The 15,381-nt window shown below is 70.2% G+C and carries 13 protein-coding genes; 5 read left to right on the top strand and 8 right to left on the bottom strand.

The window, feature by feature from the left end:
• Positions 1–166: 166 nt before the first annotated feature.
• Together OO69_RS41000 and clpS are read right to left on the bottom strand one after the other, a co-directional pair.
• Entirely contained in the window at positions 167–772 is a 606-nt protein-coding gene (locus tag OO69_RS41000) for a DUF2017 domain-containing protein (protein WP_033286043.1), read from the bottom strand.
• Between the two features lie 12 nt (positions 773–784).
• Entirely contained in the window at positions 785–1,102 is a 318-nt protein-coding gene (gene clpS, locus OO69_RS40995) for an ATP-dependent Clp protease adapter ClpS (RefSeq protein ID WP_019056726.1), read from the bottom strand.
• A gap of 80 nt (positions 1,103–1,182) precedes the next feature.
• Here clpS and OO69_RS40990 point away from each other — a divergent pair, with 80 nt between their 5' ends.
• Together OO69_RS40990 and OO69_RS40985 are read left to right on the top strand one after the other, a co-directional pair.
• Entirely contained in the window at positions 1,183–2,529 is a 1,347-nt protein-coding gene (locus tag OO69_RS40990) for a nicotinate phosphoribosyltransferase (RefSeq protein WP_033286042.1), read from the top strand.
• Positions 2,530–2,615: 86 nt separating this feature from the next.
• Entirely contained in the window at positions 2,616–3,200 is a 585-nt protein-coding gene (locus OO69_RS40985; protein ID WP_033286041.1) for an isochorismatase family protein, read from the top strand.
• On the opposite strand, the gene OO69_RS40980 is transcribed toward OO69_RS40985, so the two are convergent.
• The 3 genes from OO69_RS40980 to OO69_RS40970 form a co-directional block, all read right to left on the bottom strand.
• A complete protein-coding gene (locus OO69_RS40980) occupies positions 3,197–5,437 on the bottom strand; it encodes an MMPL family transporter (RefSeq protein WP_033286040.1) in 2,241 nt (746 codons plus the stop codon). The genes OO69_RS40985 and OO69_RS40980 overlap by 4 nt on opposite strands.
• Positions 5,438–5,836: 399 nt before the next feature.
• Positions 5,837–6,190: a hypothetical protein gene (locus OO69_RS40975; RefSeq protein ID WP_033286088.1), complete on the bottom strand. Its 354-nt coding sequence runs from the start codon at positions 6,188–6,190 to the stop codon at positions 5,837–5,839.
• A 135-nt stretch (positions 6,191–6,325) separates the two neighbouring features.
• Positions 6,326–8,668, bottom strand: a complete 2,343-nt coding sequence (locus tag OO69_RS40970) for an immune inhibitor A domain-containing protein (RefSeq protein WP_033286039.1) — start codon at positions 8,666–8,668, stop codon at positions 6,326–6,328.
• Positions 8,669–9,103: 435 nt separating this feature from the next.
• Between OO69_RS40970 and OO69_RS40965 the strand changes: the two genes are divergently transcribed.
• Entirely contained in the window at positions 9,104–9,430 is a 327-nt protein-coding gene (locus OO69_RS40965; RefSeq protein ID WP_033286038.1) for a hypothetical protein, read from the top strand.
• A gap of 101 nt (positions 9,431–9,531) precedes the next feature.
• On the opposite strand, the gene OO69_RS40960 is transcribed toward OO69_RS40965, so the two are convergent.
• Entirely contained in the window at positions 9,532–10,119 is a 588-nt protein-coding gene (locus OO69_RS40960) for an RDD family protein (protein ID WP_033286037.1), read from the bottom strand.
• 89 nt (positions 10,120–10,208) lie between these two features.
• Positions 10,209–11,603 (bottom strand): RDD family protein, encoded by a 1,395-nt coding sequence (locus OO69_RS40955; RefSeq protein WP_033286036.1) that lies wholly within the window; start codon positions 11,601–11,603, stop codon positions 10,209–10,211.
• A gap of 263 nt (positions 11,604–11,866) precedes the next feature.
• Between OO69_RS40955 and OO69_RS40950 the strand changes: the two genes are divergently transcribed.
• Positions 11,867–12,340: an SsgA family sporulation/cell division regulator gene (locus OO69_RS40950; RefSeq protein WP_033286035.1), complete on the top strand. Its 474-nt coding sequence runs from the start codon at positions 11,867–11,869 to the stop codon at positions 12,338–12,340.
• A gap of 67 nt (positions 12,341–12,407) precedes the next feature.
• Here OO69_RS40950 and OO69_RS40945 read toward each other — a convergent pair whose 3' ends face one another.
• Entirely contained in the window at positions 12,408–13,814 is a 1,407-nt protein-coding gene (locus tag OO69_RS40945; protein ID WP_033286034.1) for an FAD-binding oxidoreductase, read from the bottom strand.
• A 92-nt stretch (positions 13,815–13,906) separates the two neighbouring features.
• Between OO69_RS40945 and OO69_RS40940 the strand changes: the two genes are divergently transcribed.
• Positions 13,907–15,373 (top strand): tetratricopeptide repeat protein, encoded by a 1,467-nt coding sequence (locus tag OO69_RS40940; RefSeq protein WP_033286033.1) that lies wholly within the window; start codon positions 13,907–13,909, stop codon positions 15,371–15,373.
• The last annotated feature ends 8 nt before the right edge of the window (positions 15,374–15,381 follow it).

Here is a 15,381-nt window from a genome sequence, read left to right as displayed (position 1 = left end):
TGATCGAAGGGGATGTCTGTGGCGCACACCACAGGAAGAAGCGGACAAAAAGATGCGACGGCCAGCATTCCCGGCCGTCGCGGTGACGTGATCGTTATCCGGATTTGAGCGTCCTCTGAGCGAACTCCGATCGAACTCCGAGGGACCGGAAGAGCGGCTGCTCCGGTCAGCGCAGCAGAGTGTTGACCAGGGTCTCCTGGAGGCCGCCCAGCCAGAGGTACGCCATCACCATCGGCTTGCGCGGGTCCTCGTCCGGGAGCCGGTAGAGGTCGTCGGTGTCGTCCTCGTCGGTGATGTCGAGGCGTGAACCGATCGCCAGGCGCAGGTCGTTGAGCGAGCCGAGCCACTGCCGGGACTCCTCGGCGGTGAGCTTGAGGATCGCGCCGCCGTCGCCGCCGGGGGTGAGGGAGTCGAGGGTGCGGACCACCGCGAGGGCGTTCTCGCGCTTGCCGGCGCGCAGGTCGTTCTCGGTGAAGCGGCGGAACTCGGCGGAGTGCGCCATCCGTTCCTCCGCGTCCTGCGGGGAGTCGGGGGCCTGCTCCGGGTCGGTGTACGCGTCCGGGAACAGGCGCCGGAGCACCGGGTCGGCGGGCGGCTCGCTCGGGCCCTCGGCGAAGAGTTCGGCGAGGGGGTCGTCGGAGGCGTCCTCGCCCGGTCCTGGGCCGATCAGCTCCAGGAGCTGCACGGCCAACGACCGGATGATGGAGATCTCGACGTCGTCGAGCGCGACGGCGGCGCCGCCGCCGGGGAGCGGTTCGAAGTGTCCTGGCATCGGGATGGGTCGCTACTTCCGGTCCTGCTGGAGGGTGGCCCACAGACCGTAGCCGTGCATCGCCTGCACGTCGCGCTCCATCTCCTCGCGGCTTCCGCTGGAGACGACCGCGCGGCCCTTGTGGTGGACGTCGAGCATGAGCTTGTGGGCCTTGTCCTTGGAGTAGCCGAAGTACGTCTGGAAGACGTACGCGACGTAGCTCATGAGGTTGACCGGGTCGTTGTGCACGATCGTGACCCAGGGGACGTCCGGCTCGGGTACGGCGAAGACCTCCTCCGCCGACTCGGTGCGTTCGATCTCCAGGGGTGCGGGTGACGTCACACGGCCCATGCTGCCACCACAAGGGGGCCCCCGCACAAATGGACCCCACAAATCGTCAGAGTGACGAGATGGGAGTACCATCACTCGTCATGAACACAGCGGACCTTGGGCTGCCGGTGGACGTTCCCTCGACGGCGCTCTTCACCGACCACTACGAGCTGACGATGCTGCAGGCCGCCCTCAAAGCGGGGACGGCCGACCGGCGTTCGGTCTTCGAGGTCTTCACCCGGCGGCTGCCCGAGGGGCGGCGCTACGGCGTCGTCGCGGGCACCGGACGCGTCCTGGACGCGGTGGAGAACTTCCGGTTCGACGCGGACGTCCTCGGCTTCCTGCGCGAGCGGAACGTCGTCAACGAGGAGACCCTGGAGTGGCTCGCCGCGTACCGCTTCAGCGGTGACGTCTGGGGCTACCCGGAGGGCGAGGTGTACTTCCCGGGCTCGCCGATCATGCGGGTCGAGGGCTCGTTCGCCGAGTGCGTGCTGCTGGAGACGGTGATCCTCTCCATCCTCAACCACGACTCCGCGATCGCGGCCGCCGCCTCCCGCATGGCCTCCGCCGCGGGAGACCGCCCGCTGATCGAGATGGGCGCCCGCCGCACCCACGAACTCGCCGCCGTCGCCGCCTCCCGCGCGGCCTACGTCGGCGGTTTCGCCACCACGTCCGACCTCGCGGCCGGTTTCCGCTACGGCATCCCGACCGTCGGCACCTCCGCGCACGCCTTCACCCTGCTCCACGACAACGAACGCGACGCGTTCCAGGCCCAGGTGGACTCGCTGGGCCGCAACACGACCCTGCTCGTCGACACGTACGACGTGACCGAGGCCGTCCGTACGGCAGTTGAGGTCGCCGGGCCCGAACTCGGCGCCGTCCGCATCGACTCGGGCGACCTGCTGCTCGTCGCGCACCGGGTGCGACAGCAGTTGGACGAGCTGGGCGCCGTCAACACGAAGATCGTGGTGACCTCCGACCTCGACGAGTACGCCATCGCCTCGCTGGCGGCGGCGCCGGTGGACGCGTACGGCGTCGGCACCCAGCTGGTGACCGGGTCCGGGCATCCGACCTGCTCGATGGTCTACAAGCTGGTCGCCCGTGCCGAGTCCGCCGATCCGAAGGCGCCGCTGGTGCCGGTCGCGAAGAAGTCCAGCGGGGGCAAGACGTCGATCGGCGGGCGCAAGTGGGCGGCACGGCGGGTCGACGGCGACGGGGTCGCGGAGGCCGAGGTGATCGGCACGGGGGCGGTCCCCGCCGAGCTGGCCGACCGGCAGTTGCTGGTGGAGCTGGTCAAGGGCGGTGAGGTCGTCGCGCGCGAGCCGCTGGACGTCGTACGGGATCGGCATGCGGTCGCCCGGGGCAACCTGCCGTTGTCGGCGACCCAGTTGTCGCGCGGGGAGGCCGTGATTCCTACGGAGTACGTGCATCTGCGGTCGGGTAGTTAAGACCCGCACGAAAATCTGGGGTGCGCCCTCCCGCAGCAGCGCCGAAGTCTCTAGGCTCGAATCTCACACCGTCGGAGGACACCACCATGCGCCGCGCCTTGATCGTCGTTGACGTGCAGAACGACTTCTGCGAAGGGGGCAGTCTCGCGGTGGCCGGGGGTGCGGATGTGGCTGCCGCCGTGACCGAGTTGATCGGGCAGGCGCCTGCCGGGTATCGGCATGTCGTGGCCACCCGCGATCACCACATCGCGCCCGGTGGGCACTTCGCCGACAATCCCGATTACGCGCACTCCTGGCCCGCGCACTGTGTCGCGGGTACGGAGGGGGTTGGGTTTCATCCGAACTTCGCGCCTGCGGTTGCCTCTGGGGCGATTGACGCCGTTTTCGACAAGGGGGCGTATGCGGCGGCGTACAGCGGGTTCGAGGGGCGGGATGAGAACGGGGTTTCGCTTGGGGAGTGGTTGCGGGCTCGGGAGATCGATGAGGTGGATGTGGTCGGGATCGCTACCGATCACTGTGTGAAGGCGACGGCGTTGGATGCGGTGCGGGAGGGGTTCCGTACGCAGGTGTTGCTTGATCTGACGGCTGGGGTGGCGAAGGAGACCACCGATCGGGCGCTGGAGGAACTGCGTTCGGCCGGGGTGGAGTTGACCGGGAAACCTGTCGTCTAGTTGTTCTTTGTCTGTGCGCCGGTGGGGGCTGGTCGCGCAGTTCCCCGCGCCCCTTCAGGGGCGCTCGTGCTCACCGGGTGTTGTTTGCTGAGGCTTTCGCCCTCGATGTCCACGTTCGGGAGGAGGCGGTCCAGCCAGGGCGGTAGCCAAGAGATTCGGTCGCCCAGGATTGCCAGGACCGCCGGTACGAAGGCCATGCGGACGATGAAGGCGTCGAAGAGGACGGCGATAGCCAGGCCGAAGCCGATCATTTTGATCATGGAGTCGCCGGCGGTGATGAAGCCCGCGAAGACCGAGATCATGATGAGGGCGGCGGCGGTGACGACGCGGGCGCTGTAGCGGAAGCCGGTGGCGATCGAGGCGTGGGCCGCGCTGCCGTGGACGTAGGCCTCGCGGATGCGGGAGACGAGGAAGACCTCGTAGTCCATGGCGAGGCCGAAGACGATGCCCACGAGGAAGATCGGCATCAGGCTCATGATCGGGCCGGTGGTCTCCACGCCCAACAGGCTTGCGCCCCAGCCCCATTGGAAGACCGCGACCACGCAGCCGAGGGCGGCCAGTACCGAGAGCAGGAAGCCGACCGCCGCCTTGATCGGGATGACTATCGAGCGGAAGACGAGGAGCAGGAGCAGTACCGCCAGGCCTACGACCACGATCAGGTACGGGACCAGGGCGCCGCTGACCTTCTGGGCGACGTCGATGTTGAGGGCGGTGGTGCCGGTCACCTCGAAGGTCGCGCCGGGGGCCGCCGACTCGATCGCGGAGCGGTCGTTACGGATGGTGTGGACGAGGTCCACGGTCTTCTCGCTGGTCGGTGCCTCGGCCGGTACGGCGGTGAACAGGGCTGTGTTTCCAGTGGAGTTGAAGCGGACGGGGGTTACTGACACCACGCCCGGTACCGCCGCGATCCGTCGTTCCACCGTGGCTGCGGCCGCCTTCGGGTGGGTGGAGTCGGTTACGTCGACTACGACCGTCAGGGGGCCGTTGAAGCCGGGGCCGAACGCCTTGGCGAGGTCGTCGTAGGCCCGGCGTTCGGTGGTCGCGGTGGACTTGGCCTCGTCGCCGGACTGGCCGAGTTGGAGGCCCAGTACGGGGAGCGCGAGGACGACCAGGCCGGCGACCGTGCCGAACAGCACCGGCCAGGGGTGGCGCAGGACGAACCCGGCCCAGCGGCTGCCCATGTTGCCGGCCACGCCCTGGATACGGCGGCCGGTGGTCTTGTAGCGGCGGGAGAGGACCGCGCGCGGCCAGAAGCCGAGCAGGGCGGGCACGAGCGTGAGCGCGATGAGGACGGCGAGGGCGACCGCGGCGGCCGCGCACAGGCCCATCTTGGTGAGGAGCGGGATGCCTACGACCGAGAGGCCGGCGAGGGCGATGACGACCGTGAGGCCCGCGAACACGACCGCCGAGCCCGCCGTGCCGACGGCGAGGCCCGCGGCTTCCTCGGTGGTGTGGCCGTTGGCGCGTTCCTCGCGGTAGCGGAAGACGACGAAGACCGCGTAGTCGATGCCGCAGGCCAGGCCGAGCATCGTGGCGAGGGTGCCGGTCGTGTCGGAGAGGCCGAGGGTGCTGGCCAGGGTGGTGATCGCGGTCATGGAGATGGCCACGCCGAGGAGCGCGGTCAGCAGCGGGAGTCCGGCGGCGGCGAGCGATCCGAAGGTGATCAGCAGCACTACGGCGGCGATGCCGACGCCGATGACCTCGCCGACGCCGCCGGCCGCGGGCTGTGCGGCCAGGGCGGTGCCGCCGATCTCGACGGTGAGGCCGGAGGTGCGGGCCTGTTGCGCCGCGTTTCTGAGGTTGTTCTTGGCGGCGTCGGTGAGGTCGTTGGCCTGCACGGTGTACGTGATCGTCGAGTACGCCGTCGTCGCGTCCTTGCTGACCGCGGCCGCCTGGAAGGGGTTCACCGCGCTCGCGACCTGCGGTCCGCCGGAGACCTCGTCGACGAGCCGGACGACGGCCGCGCGGTCCTTGCCGGTGGTGATCTTCTGGCCGTCCGGAGCGACGAACACGACCCGGGCCACGGCGCCGTCCGCCTGTACTCCGGGGAAGCGCTGCTGGATCAGGTCGAAGGCCCGCTGGGACTCGACGCCCGGGGTGGAGAAGGTGGTGGCGGGGGCGTCGGCCGCCTTGCTGGAGGCGAAGCCGAGTGCCGCGAGGATCACGATCCAGAGGACGGTCACGTACCAGCGCCGGCGAAAGGCCAGGCGCCCCAGGCGATACAGGACGGTTGCCACGAGGGCCTCCGCTACGGTCTAGGCTGCCCCGAGCCATCCCAGGATGGGGGCGATCGGCCTGGTTCGCCTGTCGGGGGTCGTGCGGTCGTCCGCGGGCCCGGTGGGGGCTGGTCGCGCAGTTCCCCGCGCCCCTGAAGGGGCGCGTATCCGCGAGCGTGCCGCAGACGGACCGTCGGTGTGCCTTGACCGCGAGGGGCGCTACGCCGAAGCCGCATCGCACCATCGGCCTAGCGACGGCACGCCCCGAAGGGGCTGCCTCTAAGGGGCGCGGGGAACTGCGCGCTCAGCCCCCACCGGCCCGCAGACAAGGCACCGCCCCTCAAACGAACCCCCGTCTTCAAGGGGCGCGGGGAACTGCGCGACAAGCCCCCACCGGCCCGCAGGCGACACACGACCCCGCTACGCCGAGGCCGCAGGCCTCCGGAGCAGCGCCCTGATCGGATGCCACAGCTCCTGCGGCAGTTCCGGCCCCGGGATCACGACAGCGTTGTCAGGGGCCGGGGCCGTGCGCCATATCAGGCCGTCTGGGTGGTGCAGGACGGCCGTGATCTCGTCCGGCGTCGGCGGCTCCGCGTTGCCGCGCAGGTAGACGGCCCGCATTCCGAGGTTGCGGAGCCGGGTCAGAGCCCGGGCGCGATTGCGTGCGTGGACGAGAACGCGGACGCAGCCGTCACCCTGGGCGCTGGGTCTGGGCAGGTTCAACGCCACCACCACGCTGCCGGTCGGCAGCCTGCAGAAACCTCCTGCGGACAATGCGGTCACACCCCCTGGCGGGTCGTAGTCGAGGTCGGTGTCAATAAGCCGAGCACAGGACGCACCTAAACACGGATCGGCGGCGACCCGCCAGGGGGTCACCGCCGATACGTTTCTGACCTGCGCTTTTACCGACTACTTCGCCGAGGGGCCGACCTGGAGGCTCACCGTCGAGCCGTCGTGCGACTCCTTGGTGATCTTGATCCGGGTGTTGGTGTCAGTGATCTTGACACCGGCTGTCGGGTTCGACGTGTCGTAGTAGGTCGACCTGCCGTCGTCGAAGACCGGGACGCCCGGCTGCGACTTGATCTTGGTCGCGACGTCCGCGCTGTGCAGCGTCATCGAGTCCGTACGGTCGAGGCCGAACGGCGAGTCGTACGCCTGGACGCGGTTGCGCATCAGCGTGCCGTCGGACCACTTCAGCTGCGTCGGGTGGGAGTCGATCGGCAGGATCAGACCCTCACCGGCGTGCTCGCTGGTGTTGTCGTCCGCCTGCGAAGTGTCCCACTTCCAGATCAACAGGCCGTTCTGGTAGGCGTAGTGCTCCACCCAGTCCGGACGGGTCGTCGAGAAGCCGAAGTTGTACGGGCCGACCTTCAACACCTTGTCGTAGGACACGTATTGACGGTTCTCGGCGATGTAGTACTGCGCGTAGTCGTCCGTGAAGGACGAGCCGATGCGGGTGAAGCCCTTGGCCGTCCACGCGGGGTCGGCGCTCTCGGCGTTGTCGGAGAAGAGGGCGGTGCCGTCGGCGGTCACGGTGATCTCGTCGGCCGTGAAGCCCTTCTGCGCCACACCGCTGTCGGTCTGGTAGCGGAAGCGGACGTCGATCTTCTGGCCCGCGTAGGCGTCCAGCGGGTACGTCAGCTTCTGGTACGCGGCCGCCGTGCCGGTGAGGGCCGGGTTGCCGCTGCCGTCACGCGGGATGGCGGAGCCGTCGGCCAGGGTGCCGTCGATCGGGGTCCAGGACGTGCCGCCGTTCGTGGACACCTCGGTGTAGAGGTAGTCGTAGTCGGCCTCGGCGTCGTACCAGCCGTCCAGGGTGAGCGCGGCGGACGTCTTGCCCGTCAAGTCCACTGTCCGGGAAAGGGTGTTGCTCAGGCTGTTGCCGCTGCCGCTCCACCACTGGGTGGCGCCCTGTGCCGGGGCGATGACGTCGGTGGTGACCGCCTTCTCGGGCAACTGCACTACAAGCGCCTGGGGGTTCTTGGTGTTGTACTCCGCGACGCCCAGCGTGTGCTTGGACTTGGTGCCGGCCTTGGCGATGTCGTAGTCCAGCCAGCCCAGTTGGAGCTTGTCCCAGGCGTTCATGTCGCCGGGCAGGTCGCCGATGGCCTCCTTGCCGGTGCCGAGCCAGGAGCCGGACGACATCAGCGTCCAGAAGCCGGTGGAGTTCTCGCCGCCCGCGGTGTCGTACTCGTCGGGCAGGCCGAGGTCGTGGCCGTACTCGTGGGCGTAGACGCCGAGTCCGCCGTTCTCCGGCTGGATGGTGTAGTCGCCGACCCAGACGCCGGTGTCGCCGACCTGGGTGCCGCCGAGCTTGTTGGTGTCCGGGCCGGTGGAGCCGGCGTCGGTGCCGAAGGCGTACCAGCGGTGGGCCCAGATCGCGTCCTCGCCCTGCGCGCCGCCGCCCGCGGACTCGTCCTCACCGGCGTGCACGATCTGGAAGTGGTCGATGTAGCCGTCGGGCTCGTTGAAGTTGCCGTCGCCGTCGTAGTCGTAGCGGTCCCACTGGTCGAACTGGGCCAGCTCCGTCTTGATCTCGGCGGCCGTGTCACCGGCGGCCTCGCGCTGGGCGACCCAGGCGTTGACGCCGTCCTGCACCGCGTACCAGGCGCCGGTGGAGGCCTTGTTGGAGCCGTAACGGGCCTCGTTGTAGGGGACCTTGACCCAGTCGGTGACCTCGCCGTCGACCGAGTAGCGGCCCGAGGACTGCTTCTCGTAGTACTTCTTGAGCGACTCGGTGTTCTTGCCGGTGCCGAAGTACAGGTCCTGGAAGTGCGCCTGGTTGTAATCCGCCTGCCAGGCCGTCGAGTTGTCCTTCGCCCGGTCGGGCGCGGCTATCTGGTTGTGCAGCGGGCCGACGGTGCCGCCGTAGCGGCTGTCGACCTGGTCGCCGAACTCGACCAGGATCGTGAAGATCTTGTCGGTCTTCTCCCGGCTCAGTTCGACGTACTTGCTCTTGCCGCCCTTGCTCTTGAGCTGGACGACCTTCGAGCCGTTGCGGTCCTTGACCGAGGCCTTGCCGGCGATGACCTCGTTCAGGGCCTCCTGGCGCTGCGCGTCCTGCGTCTTGCTCAGCGGGCCGTCGAGGTCGTGCTCCTTCTGTGCGACCGGTGCCGGGTCGTGCCGGTCGACAGTGGTGGCCTTGGCCGAGGTGTTGGCCTCCGCCACGGCGAACGTCGAGAACGTGGCGGTGGCCGCCGCGAGGGCCACGCCCACCGCGGCCGCTCTGAACGTCCAGGGTCTGCTGGTCACTTGAGGTCCTCCCCTGCGCACACTCGACCGCGCGGAAGGGGGGGTCCTGGAGTCATGGAAGGTCCGCGCGCGGTGAACGCGTGATAGTCAAGTGACGTTATTTGACTAGAGGTTTACGGGAAAAGACAGACCTTGACTTGAGCAGGACAAGTGCACTATGCGAAGCCGGGGTCCGCTTTACGGACACGTAAGACCGACTTGTCCATCGCTCAACGGGCGCGTGCATCCGTCCACTTGGTGGACGGTATGACTCCGTGCGCCCCCCATGCTCCGGAGCTGTGTGTTAGGTCATGCTTACTGCACGTTCCACTCGGGCATGCAGGCGAATAGAGTCGCTTGGCGGAACGCCAGGAACCGGCGGAAAACCAGGCCGACATCCTTGTCGCACCCCCCTTTCACAGCTCCCCTCCATCGCCTAACGAGGACTCGATTGCCATGCCTCGTCCGACCGCCGCACAGCTCGCCTACGGTTCGTTCACCGTGATCTTCTCGACGCTCGCCATGCTGCTGCTGTCACAGACGAACTCGGGTCTGGGCATCGCGGTCATCGCGTGCGCCGCACTCGCCCTCGGGCTGCTCGTCTCCCTGACGGTGCCGCAGCCGAAGTCCCGTGCCGCCGCGGCCGCCCAGGCCGCCCCCCAGACCGCGGCTCCGGCCGTTCCGCAGCGGCAGCGGGTGCCGGTGCCGGTACGGCGGGAGACGGTGTCCGCCGCCGTGTCGTCCGCGTCCGCGGAGCCGGTACGGGAGCGGAGCACTCCCTAGACCAAGCACAAGCCCCGGCTCAACTACGCGAATCGGCGGGTCCGTTGACCACGGACCCGCCGATTCGCTGTGCACACCCCGGAGTTGGGCCACCGGTCACGTCAACGCGTGCTGACCACCACGGTCTTGGCGGCCTTGTCGTGCAGGCCCTGCTTGTACGGCTTGTCGAAGAAGCTCCAGCCGCCGCAGATCGCCGTCCATATGCAGGCGCAGCAGAACGCGAACGGGATCCACAGCACCGCCGCGCGGATCAGGTTGGTCTGCACGGACGGCGTCGACCCGTTGTCGAGGTTGGCCACGCGCAGGCCCAGCCACTTCTTGCCCAGCGTCTGGCCGGACTTGGCCATCATCACGGTGTCGTAGCCGATGTAGAGCACGGCCGCGATGAGCGACTGGCCGAGCGACTTGGCGTACGACGCGCCGTTCGAGCCGACGTCGTACTCGTGGACGCCGAAGGCCCAGGTGAGCAGCCAGACGATGATGCCGACGAGGATCAGGTCGATGATCCGGGCGAGCGTGCGGCGGCCGCTGTCGGCGAGCGGGGGCATGCCGGCGAGCGGGTCGGTGGGGTAGGAGCCGCCGCCGTAGGGGTCGCCGCCGCCGTACGGAGGAGGCTGCGGAGGCTGCTTCCTGAACGGGTCGTCTTCCGGCGGCTGCTGGCCGGAGCCCGGAGGCGGTTCGGTGCTCATGGGCCGAGTCGACCGCGAACCGCCCGCCGCCGCATCCGGCGAGCGGCCGTCCGGGGTACGGAATCAGGTACCCCGGATGCCGTATGTCCCTATGCCGCTACGAACGTATGCGCCGCCTTGTCGTGCCAGCACTGGTGCCAGGGCCGGTCGAACAGGCACCAGGCGACGCCGACGATCCCGATGCCGAGCAGCCCCGGGACGCTGTAGACGAGCCAGCGGCGCAGCGCCCCGCCGAAGCCGGGCGGCTCGTGGCTCTCGATGCCGCGGACCTCGATCCCGCAGAGCTTCTTGCCGAGGGTGCGGCCCCACTTGCCGGTGGGCAGCGCCTCGTAGAGGACGCCGAAGAGGAGGAGCACGGCGAGGACGATGCCCAGGTAGGCGGACGTGGTGCCGTCCAGCAGCCAGACGGTCTCGGTCCGGCCGGAGAGCTTGGCCGCGTCGATCTTCTCGTTGAGGTGGTCTACGGCCTTGGTCCCGAGCGGTACGGCGGCCGCGGCGGTGACGGCGCCGAGCACGACGGTGTCGATCAGCCGCGCGACCAGCCGCTTCCCGAGCCCCGCGGGCCGCGCCGCCGACTGCCGCCGGGCCGCCGCCTGGAACACGTCCTCCACGGGCGGCTTCCAGGGCGCCACGGGCCCGTCCTCGTCCCCCGCCAGCCGATGCACCTGCTGCGCCCAGGACGGCTGCCCGCCCCCGGATCCAGCGGCCATCGGCGTCCCTACGACGGCCCCCTGCGGCTGCGCCGGACCGGACTGCTGGGGGACGCCGGGGGCGGCCTGCTGGGGACCGGAGAGCGCCGTGGAAGCGGCGGAGGAGGGGGCAGGAGCGGCGGAGGCGGGCACCCCGGTGCCGACGCCCCCCTGAGCCTGCGCGGCCCGGGCGGCGGCCGCCTTGCCGGCACCGAAGCCGGGGCCTGAGGGGTCGGTGGAGGGGGTGTTTCCAGCGGGGTTGTTGGCGTAGCCACCGGCACCCGCGCTCCCGCCCTGCGCCCCCAGCCCCCCGCCCTGTTGCGGTGTGCGCGGGGTCGGGCGGCGGAAAGTGGTCGTGCCCTCGTCGGCGACCGGGGTCGACGGGGACGGGATGTCCGTGCCCGGGGTGTCCGCGGGCACCCTCGGATCCGCGCCGGATCTCGGATCGGCGGCCGTTCTCGGGTCCGGGGAGCCCCAGGAGACGCGGCGGTCCTGGTCGCCGCCGAAGCCGCTCTGGTGGGCGCGGTCCGCGCCCCACGCGGCCGCCGGTTCGGGGCGGCTGCCGTGCTGGGCGTCCGCCGGGCTCACCGGGTCCTCGTCGAAGAAGTGCGGGCCGGTCTCCTCGACGGACGTGCCCGGCGCGCCGGGCGGCAGGCCGTCCGACGGTGCCGGGCGGCTGGTGCCGGGCACCCAGGACGCGCCGTTCCAGTACCGGACATAGCCAGGAATGGACGGGTCCGGGTAGTACCCCTCGCGGGGCCTGTCGTCACCGGGTGCCGGGGTTGGGGCGCTCATGTCCGTCGTCCCGTATCTGCTCGGAGGTCAAATGGGGGTGTCCACATCTATCAGACCCGCACGACCACCACTGCCCGTCCCGCCGGACCCACCCCTTTCCGGGCAAGCTCGTGCACGGAGTCCACACGCCCCGAAGCCCCGCGAAGCCTTCGTGACGCCGGGCGGAAAAAAAGTTTCCCGAACTCGCGTAATGCTTCCGCCCGCACGCCCTCTCCACTCGTACGGGCCCACCGCGGGGCCCGGTCAGCGAGAGGAGACACGCCATGCACACAGTCGTAGAGCGGGAGTTGGAGCTCAAACTCATCCTGTCGCCGGAGCGGAGCATTCCGGTCCCGGCCCGGCTGAGCTACCGCACCGACGACCCGTACGCCGTCCACATCTCCTTCCACATCAACTCCGAGCACCCCGTGCACTGGACGTTCGCCCGCGAACTGCTCGTCGAGGGGGTGTTCCGGCCGTGCGGGCACGGGGACGTGCGGGTGTGGCCGACGAAGGTGGAGCGGCGCAGCGTCGTCCTGATGGCGCTGAGTTCACCCGACGGGGACGCCCTGCTGGAGGCGCCGGCGGCGCAGGTGTCGGCGTGGCTGGAGCGCACCCTGCGGGTGGTACCCCCGGGCTCTGAGGCCGAGCAGCTCGGCATCGACGCCGGCCTGGCCGAGCTGCTCGCACCGACCCCGGCCGACGACCTGTGGCTGCGCGACCCGTGGCCGTCGGACGAGTCGCGGGACGGGGAGTGAGTTCAGAAAGTGTGTCACTTCCGGCGAAAGTGACACACTTTTCCGGACAAGGTGTCCCGCCCCCGCCTCAGAACAGCTTGCCCGGGTTGAGGATCCCCAGCGGGTCGAAGGTCGCCTTGACCGCCCGCTGCATCTCGACGCCCACGGGGCCGATCTCGCGGGCCAGCCACTCCTTCTTCAGCACACCCACGCCGTGTTCGCCGGTGATGGTGCCGCCGAGCTCCAGCCCGAGCGCCATGATCTCGTCGAAGGACTCGCGGGCGCGCCGGGACTCGTCGGCGTCCTGCGCGTCGAAGCAGACGGTGGGGTGCGTGTTGCCGTCACCGGCGTGGGCGCAGACGCCGATCGTCAGGCGGTACTTCTCGCCGATCCGCTCCACCCCTTCGAGCATCTCGCCGAGCCGCGACCGGGGCACGCACACGTCGTCGATCATCGTCGTGCCCTTGACCGCCTCCAGCGCCGTGAGCGACAACCGCCGTGCCTGGAGCAGCAGTTCGGACTCGGCCGCGTCCTCGGCGGGCACCACCTGGGTGGCTCCGGCCGCCTCGCACAGGGCTCCTACGGCAGCCAGGTCGACGGCCGGGTCCAGCGTGTCGAAGGCAGCAAGCAGCAGCGCCTCGGTGCTCTCCGGCAGTCCCATGTGCGCCAGGTCGTTGACGGCCTTGACGGTCGTACGGTCCATCAGTTCGAGGAGGGACGGCACGTGCCCGCCCTCCATGATCCGGCACACGGCGTCGCACGCGGCCGCCGCGGACCCGAACTCTGCGGCCAGCACGAGCTGTTGGGGCGGCTGCGGCTTCAGCGCCAGGATCGCCTTGACGACGATCCCGAGCGAGCCCTCCGAGCCGACGAACAGCCGGGTCAGGTCGTACCCGGCGACGCCCTTGGCCGTACGCCGACCCGTGCTCATCAACCGCCCGTCGGCGAGGACGACATCGAGTCCGAGGACGTACTCGGCCGTCACCCCGTACTTCACACAGCACAGCCCGCCGGACGCGGTGCCGATGTTGCCGCCGATCGTGCACATCTCCCAACTGGAGGGATCCGGCGGGTAGTAGAGGCCGTGTTCGTTGACCGCGCGGGAGAGCGTCGCGTTGATGACGCCCGGCTCGACGACCGCGATGCGGTCGACCGGGCTGATCTCCAGGATGCGGTCCATCTTGACGAGGGACAGCACGACGCAGCCCTCGGACGCGTTGGCCGCGCCCGACAGGCCCGTGCGGGCGCCCTGCGGGACGACCGGGAGGCGCAGCTCGGTGGCGACGCGCATGACGTGCTGGACCTGTTCGACCGTGCGCGGCAGCACGACGACGGCGGGCGTGCCGGAGGGGCAGAAGCTCGCCATGTCGTTGGCGTACGAGGCCGTGACGTCCGGGTCGGTGAGGACGGCCTCGGCGGGCAGCCCGGCCAGCAGCCGGTCGACGAGGGTCCCGGTGTCCTGGTCGCGAGGCGCTTCGATACGGCTCATGATCACAGCGTCGCACTCGCGGCCATCGGTGTGAACCCCGTCCGCGCGTGGCTTTGGGTGCCGGGATGTGGTCGTCGTACTGACGCACAGTGAGCGCCATGGAGAACGAACAGCGGAGCCCCGGTACGTCCCTGGTGGCGGAGGCGCCCCGGCGCCGCTCCCCCGTTCTGCGGCGGGTGCTGATCACCACGGTCGCCGGGTGCGCGGTGCTCGGCGGGCTGCTGTGGCTGCTGCCCGAGGAGCCGCGCCCCGCGCCGCCGCCCGCGCCGGGACCCAAGGCGCAGGCGCTGACCGCGGTCACCGCGGGGGTACCGGCCGCGCTGCCGGACCTGGCCGCGCTGATCGGCGACCGGGAGACGCGGGTACGGGTCCATCCGAGGGACGCGCGGTCCTGGGCGGTGCTCGGCTCGGCCTATGTGGAGCAGGGGCGGCGGACCGGGGACACGCTGTACTACCCGAAGGGCGAGGAAGCCCTCCGCACCGCGCTGAAGGTCCGCGCGCGGGGCAACGACGCGAACGCCGTGGCGATGGACGGCCTGGCGGCCCTCGCGAACGAACGCCGGGACTTCCGCGCGGCGCGCACCTGGGGCGAGGCCGCGGTGAAGCTGGCGCCGAGGCGCTGGACGACGTATCCGCTGCTGATCGACGCGTACACCGGGCTCGGCGACTACAAAGCGACGCAACGCACCCTCGAGAAGCTGCTGGACCTGCACACCGGCCCCGCCGTGATGGCCCGCGCCGCCGCCGTCTACCGCGACCGCGGCTGGCGCGAGGACGCCGCCGCCCAGCTCGCCGACGCGGCGGCGAAGGCCACGGCCCCCGCCGAACAGGCCGCCTGGCTGCAACGCGCCGGTGAGCTGGCCTGGGAACGCGGCGACCGCGAGGTCGCGCTACGCCACTTCGAGGCGGCCGTACGACTGGACCCCGACCAACGGGAGGCCCTGGCCGGCGAGGGCCGCGCACTGGCCGCCCTGGGCCGCACCTCGGAGGCCCTGAATGCCTACCAGGTCGCCCTCGCCAAGCAGCCGACCCCCCAATACGCCCTGGAACTGGGCGAGTTGTACGAGTCCCTGGGCCTCACCCAGGCCGCCCGCGTCCAGTACGACACCCTGCGCGCCCTCGCCGCCAAGGACGCGGCGGCAGGCGTCGACGACGAGTTGATCCTCGGCGTCTTCGAGGCGGACCACGGCGACGCCCAAGACGCCGTCCACCGACTCCGCGCCGAGTGGACCCGCCAGCCGGGCATCCCGGTGGCCGACGCATTCGGCTGGGCCCTGCACAAGGCCGGACAGGACGAGGAGGCACTGAAGTTCGCGTCGGCGGCGACGGACAAGGTGCACGGGGGCGGAGTGCGGGACGCGCTGTACGCGTTCCACCGGGCCATGATCGAGAAGGAGTTGGAGAAGTACGCGTCCGCCCGCCGCCATCTCCAGGAGGCGCTGCAGATCAACCCGTACTTCTCACCCCTGCGGGTACCACTGGCCCAGGCGGCACTGGCGACGCTGGGCGAACCGCCGGAGGAGGGGTTGCCTGCGGACAAGGAGCCTACGGACAAGCCGAGTTGAGCCTCCGC

The sequence above is a fragment of the Streptomyces sp. NRRL F-525 genome (assembly GCF_000716605.1).
Classification (GTDB): domain Bacteria; phylum Actinomycetota; class Actinomycetes; order Streptomycetales; family Streptomycetaceae; genus Streptomyces.
The sequence above is the reverse complement of the archived record's forward strand: the minus strand, read 5'-3'. Positions and strand labels throughout refer to the sequence as shown.

Bases quoted from the DNA above. Each gene is read 5' to 3' on its own strand.
- OO69_RS41000 (WP_033286043.1), bottom strand. From the start codon at position 772: ATGCCAGGACACTTCGAACCGCTCCCCGGCGGCGGCGCCGCCGTCGCG.
- clpS (WP_019056726.1), bottom strand. From the start codon at position 1,102: ATGGGCCGTGTGACGTCACCCGCACCCCTGGAGATCGAACGCACCGAG.
- OO69_RS40990 (WP_033286042.1), top strand. From the start codon at position 1,183: ATGAACACAGCGGACCTTGGGCTGCCGGTGGACGTTCCCTCGACGGCG.
- OO69_RS40985 (WP_033286041.1), top strand. From the start codon at position 2,616: ATGCGCCGCGCCTTGATCGTCGTTGACGTGCAGAACGACTTCTGCGAA.
- OO69_RS40965 (WP_033286038.1), top strand. From the start codon at position 9,104: ATGCCTCGTCCGACCGCCGCACAGCTCGCCTACGGTTCGTTCACCGTG.
- OO69_RS40960 (WP_033286037.1), bottom strand. From the start codon at position 10,119: ATGAGCACCGAACCGCCTCCGGGCTCCGGCCAGCAGCCGCCGGAAGAC.
- OO69_RS40955 (WP_033286036.1), bottom strand. From the start codon at position 11,603: ATGAGCGCCCCAACCCCGGCACCCGGTGACGACAGGCCCCGCGAGGGG.
- OO69_RS40950 (WP_033286035.1), top strand. From the start codon at position 11,867: ATGCACACAGTCGTAGAGCGGGAGTTGGAGCTCAAACTCATCCTGTCG.
- OO69_RS40940 (WP_033286033.1), top strand. From the start codon at position 13,907: ATGGAGAACGAACAGCGGAGCCCCGGTACGTCCCTGGTGGCGGAGGCG.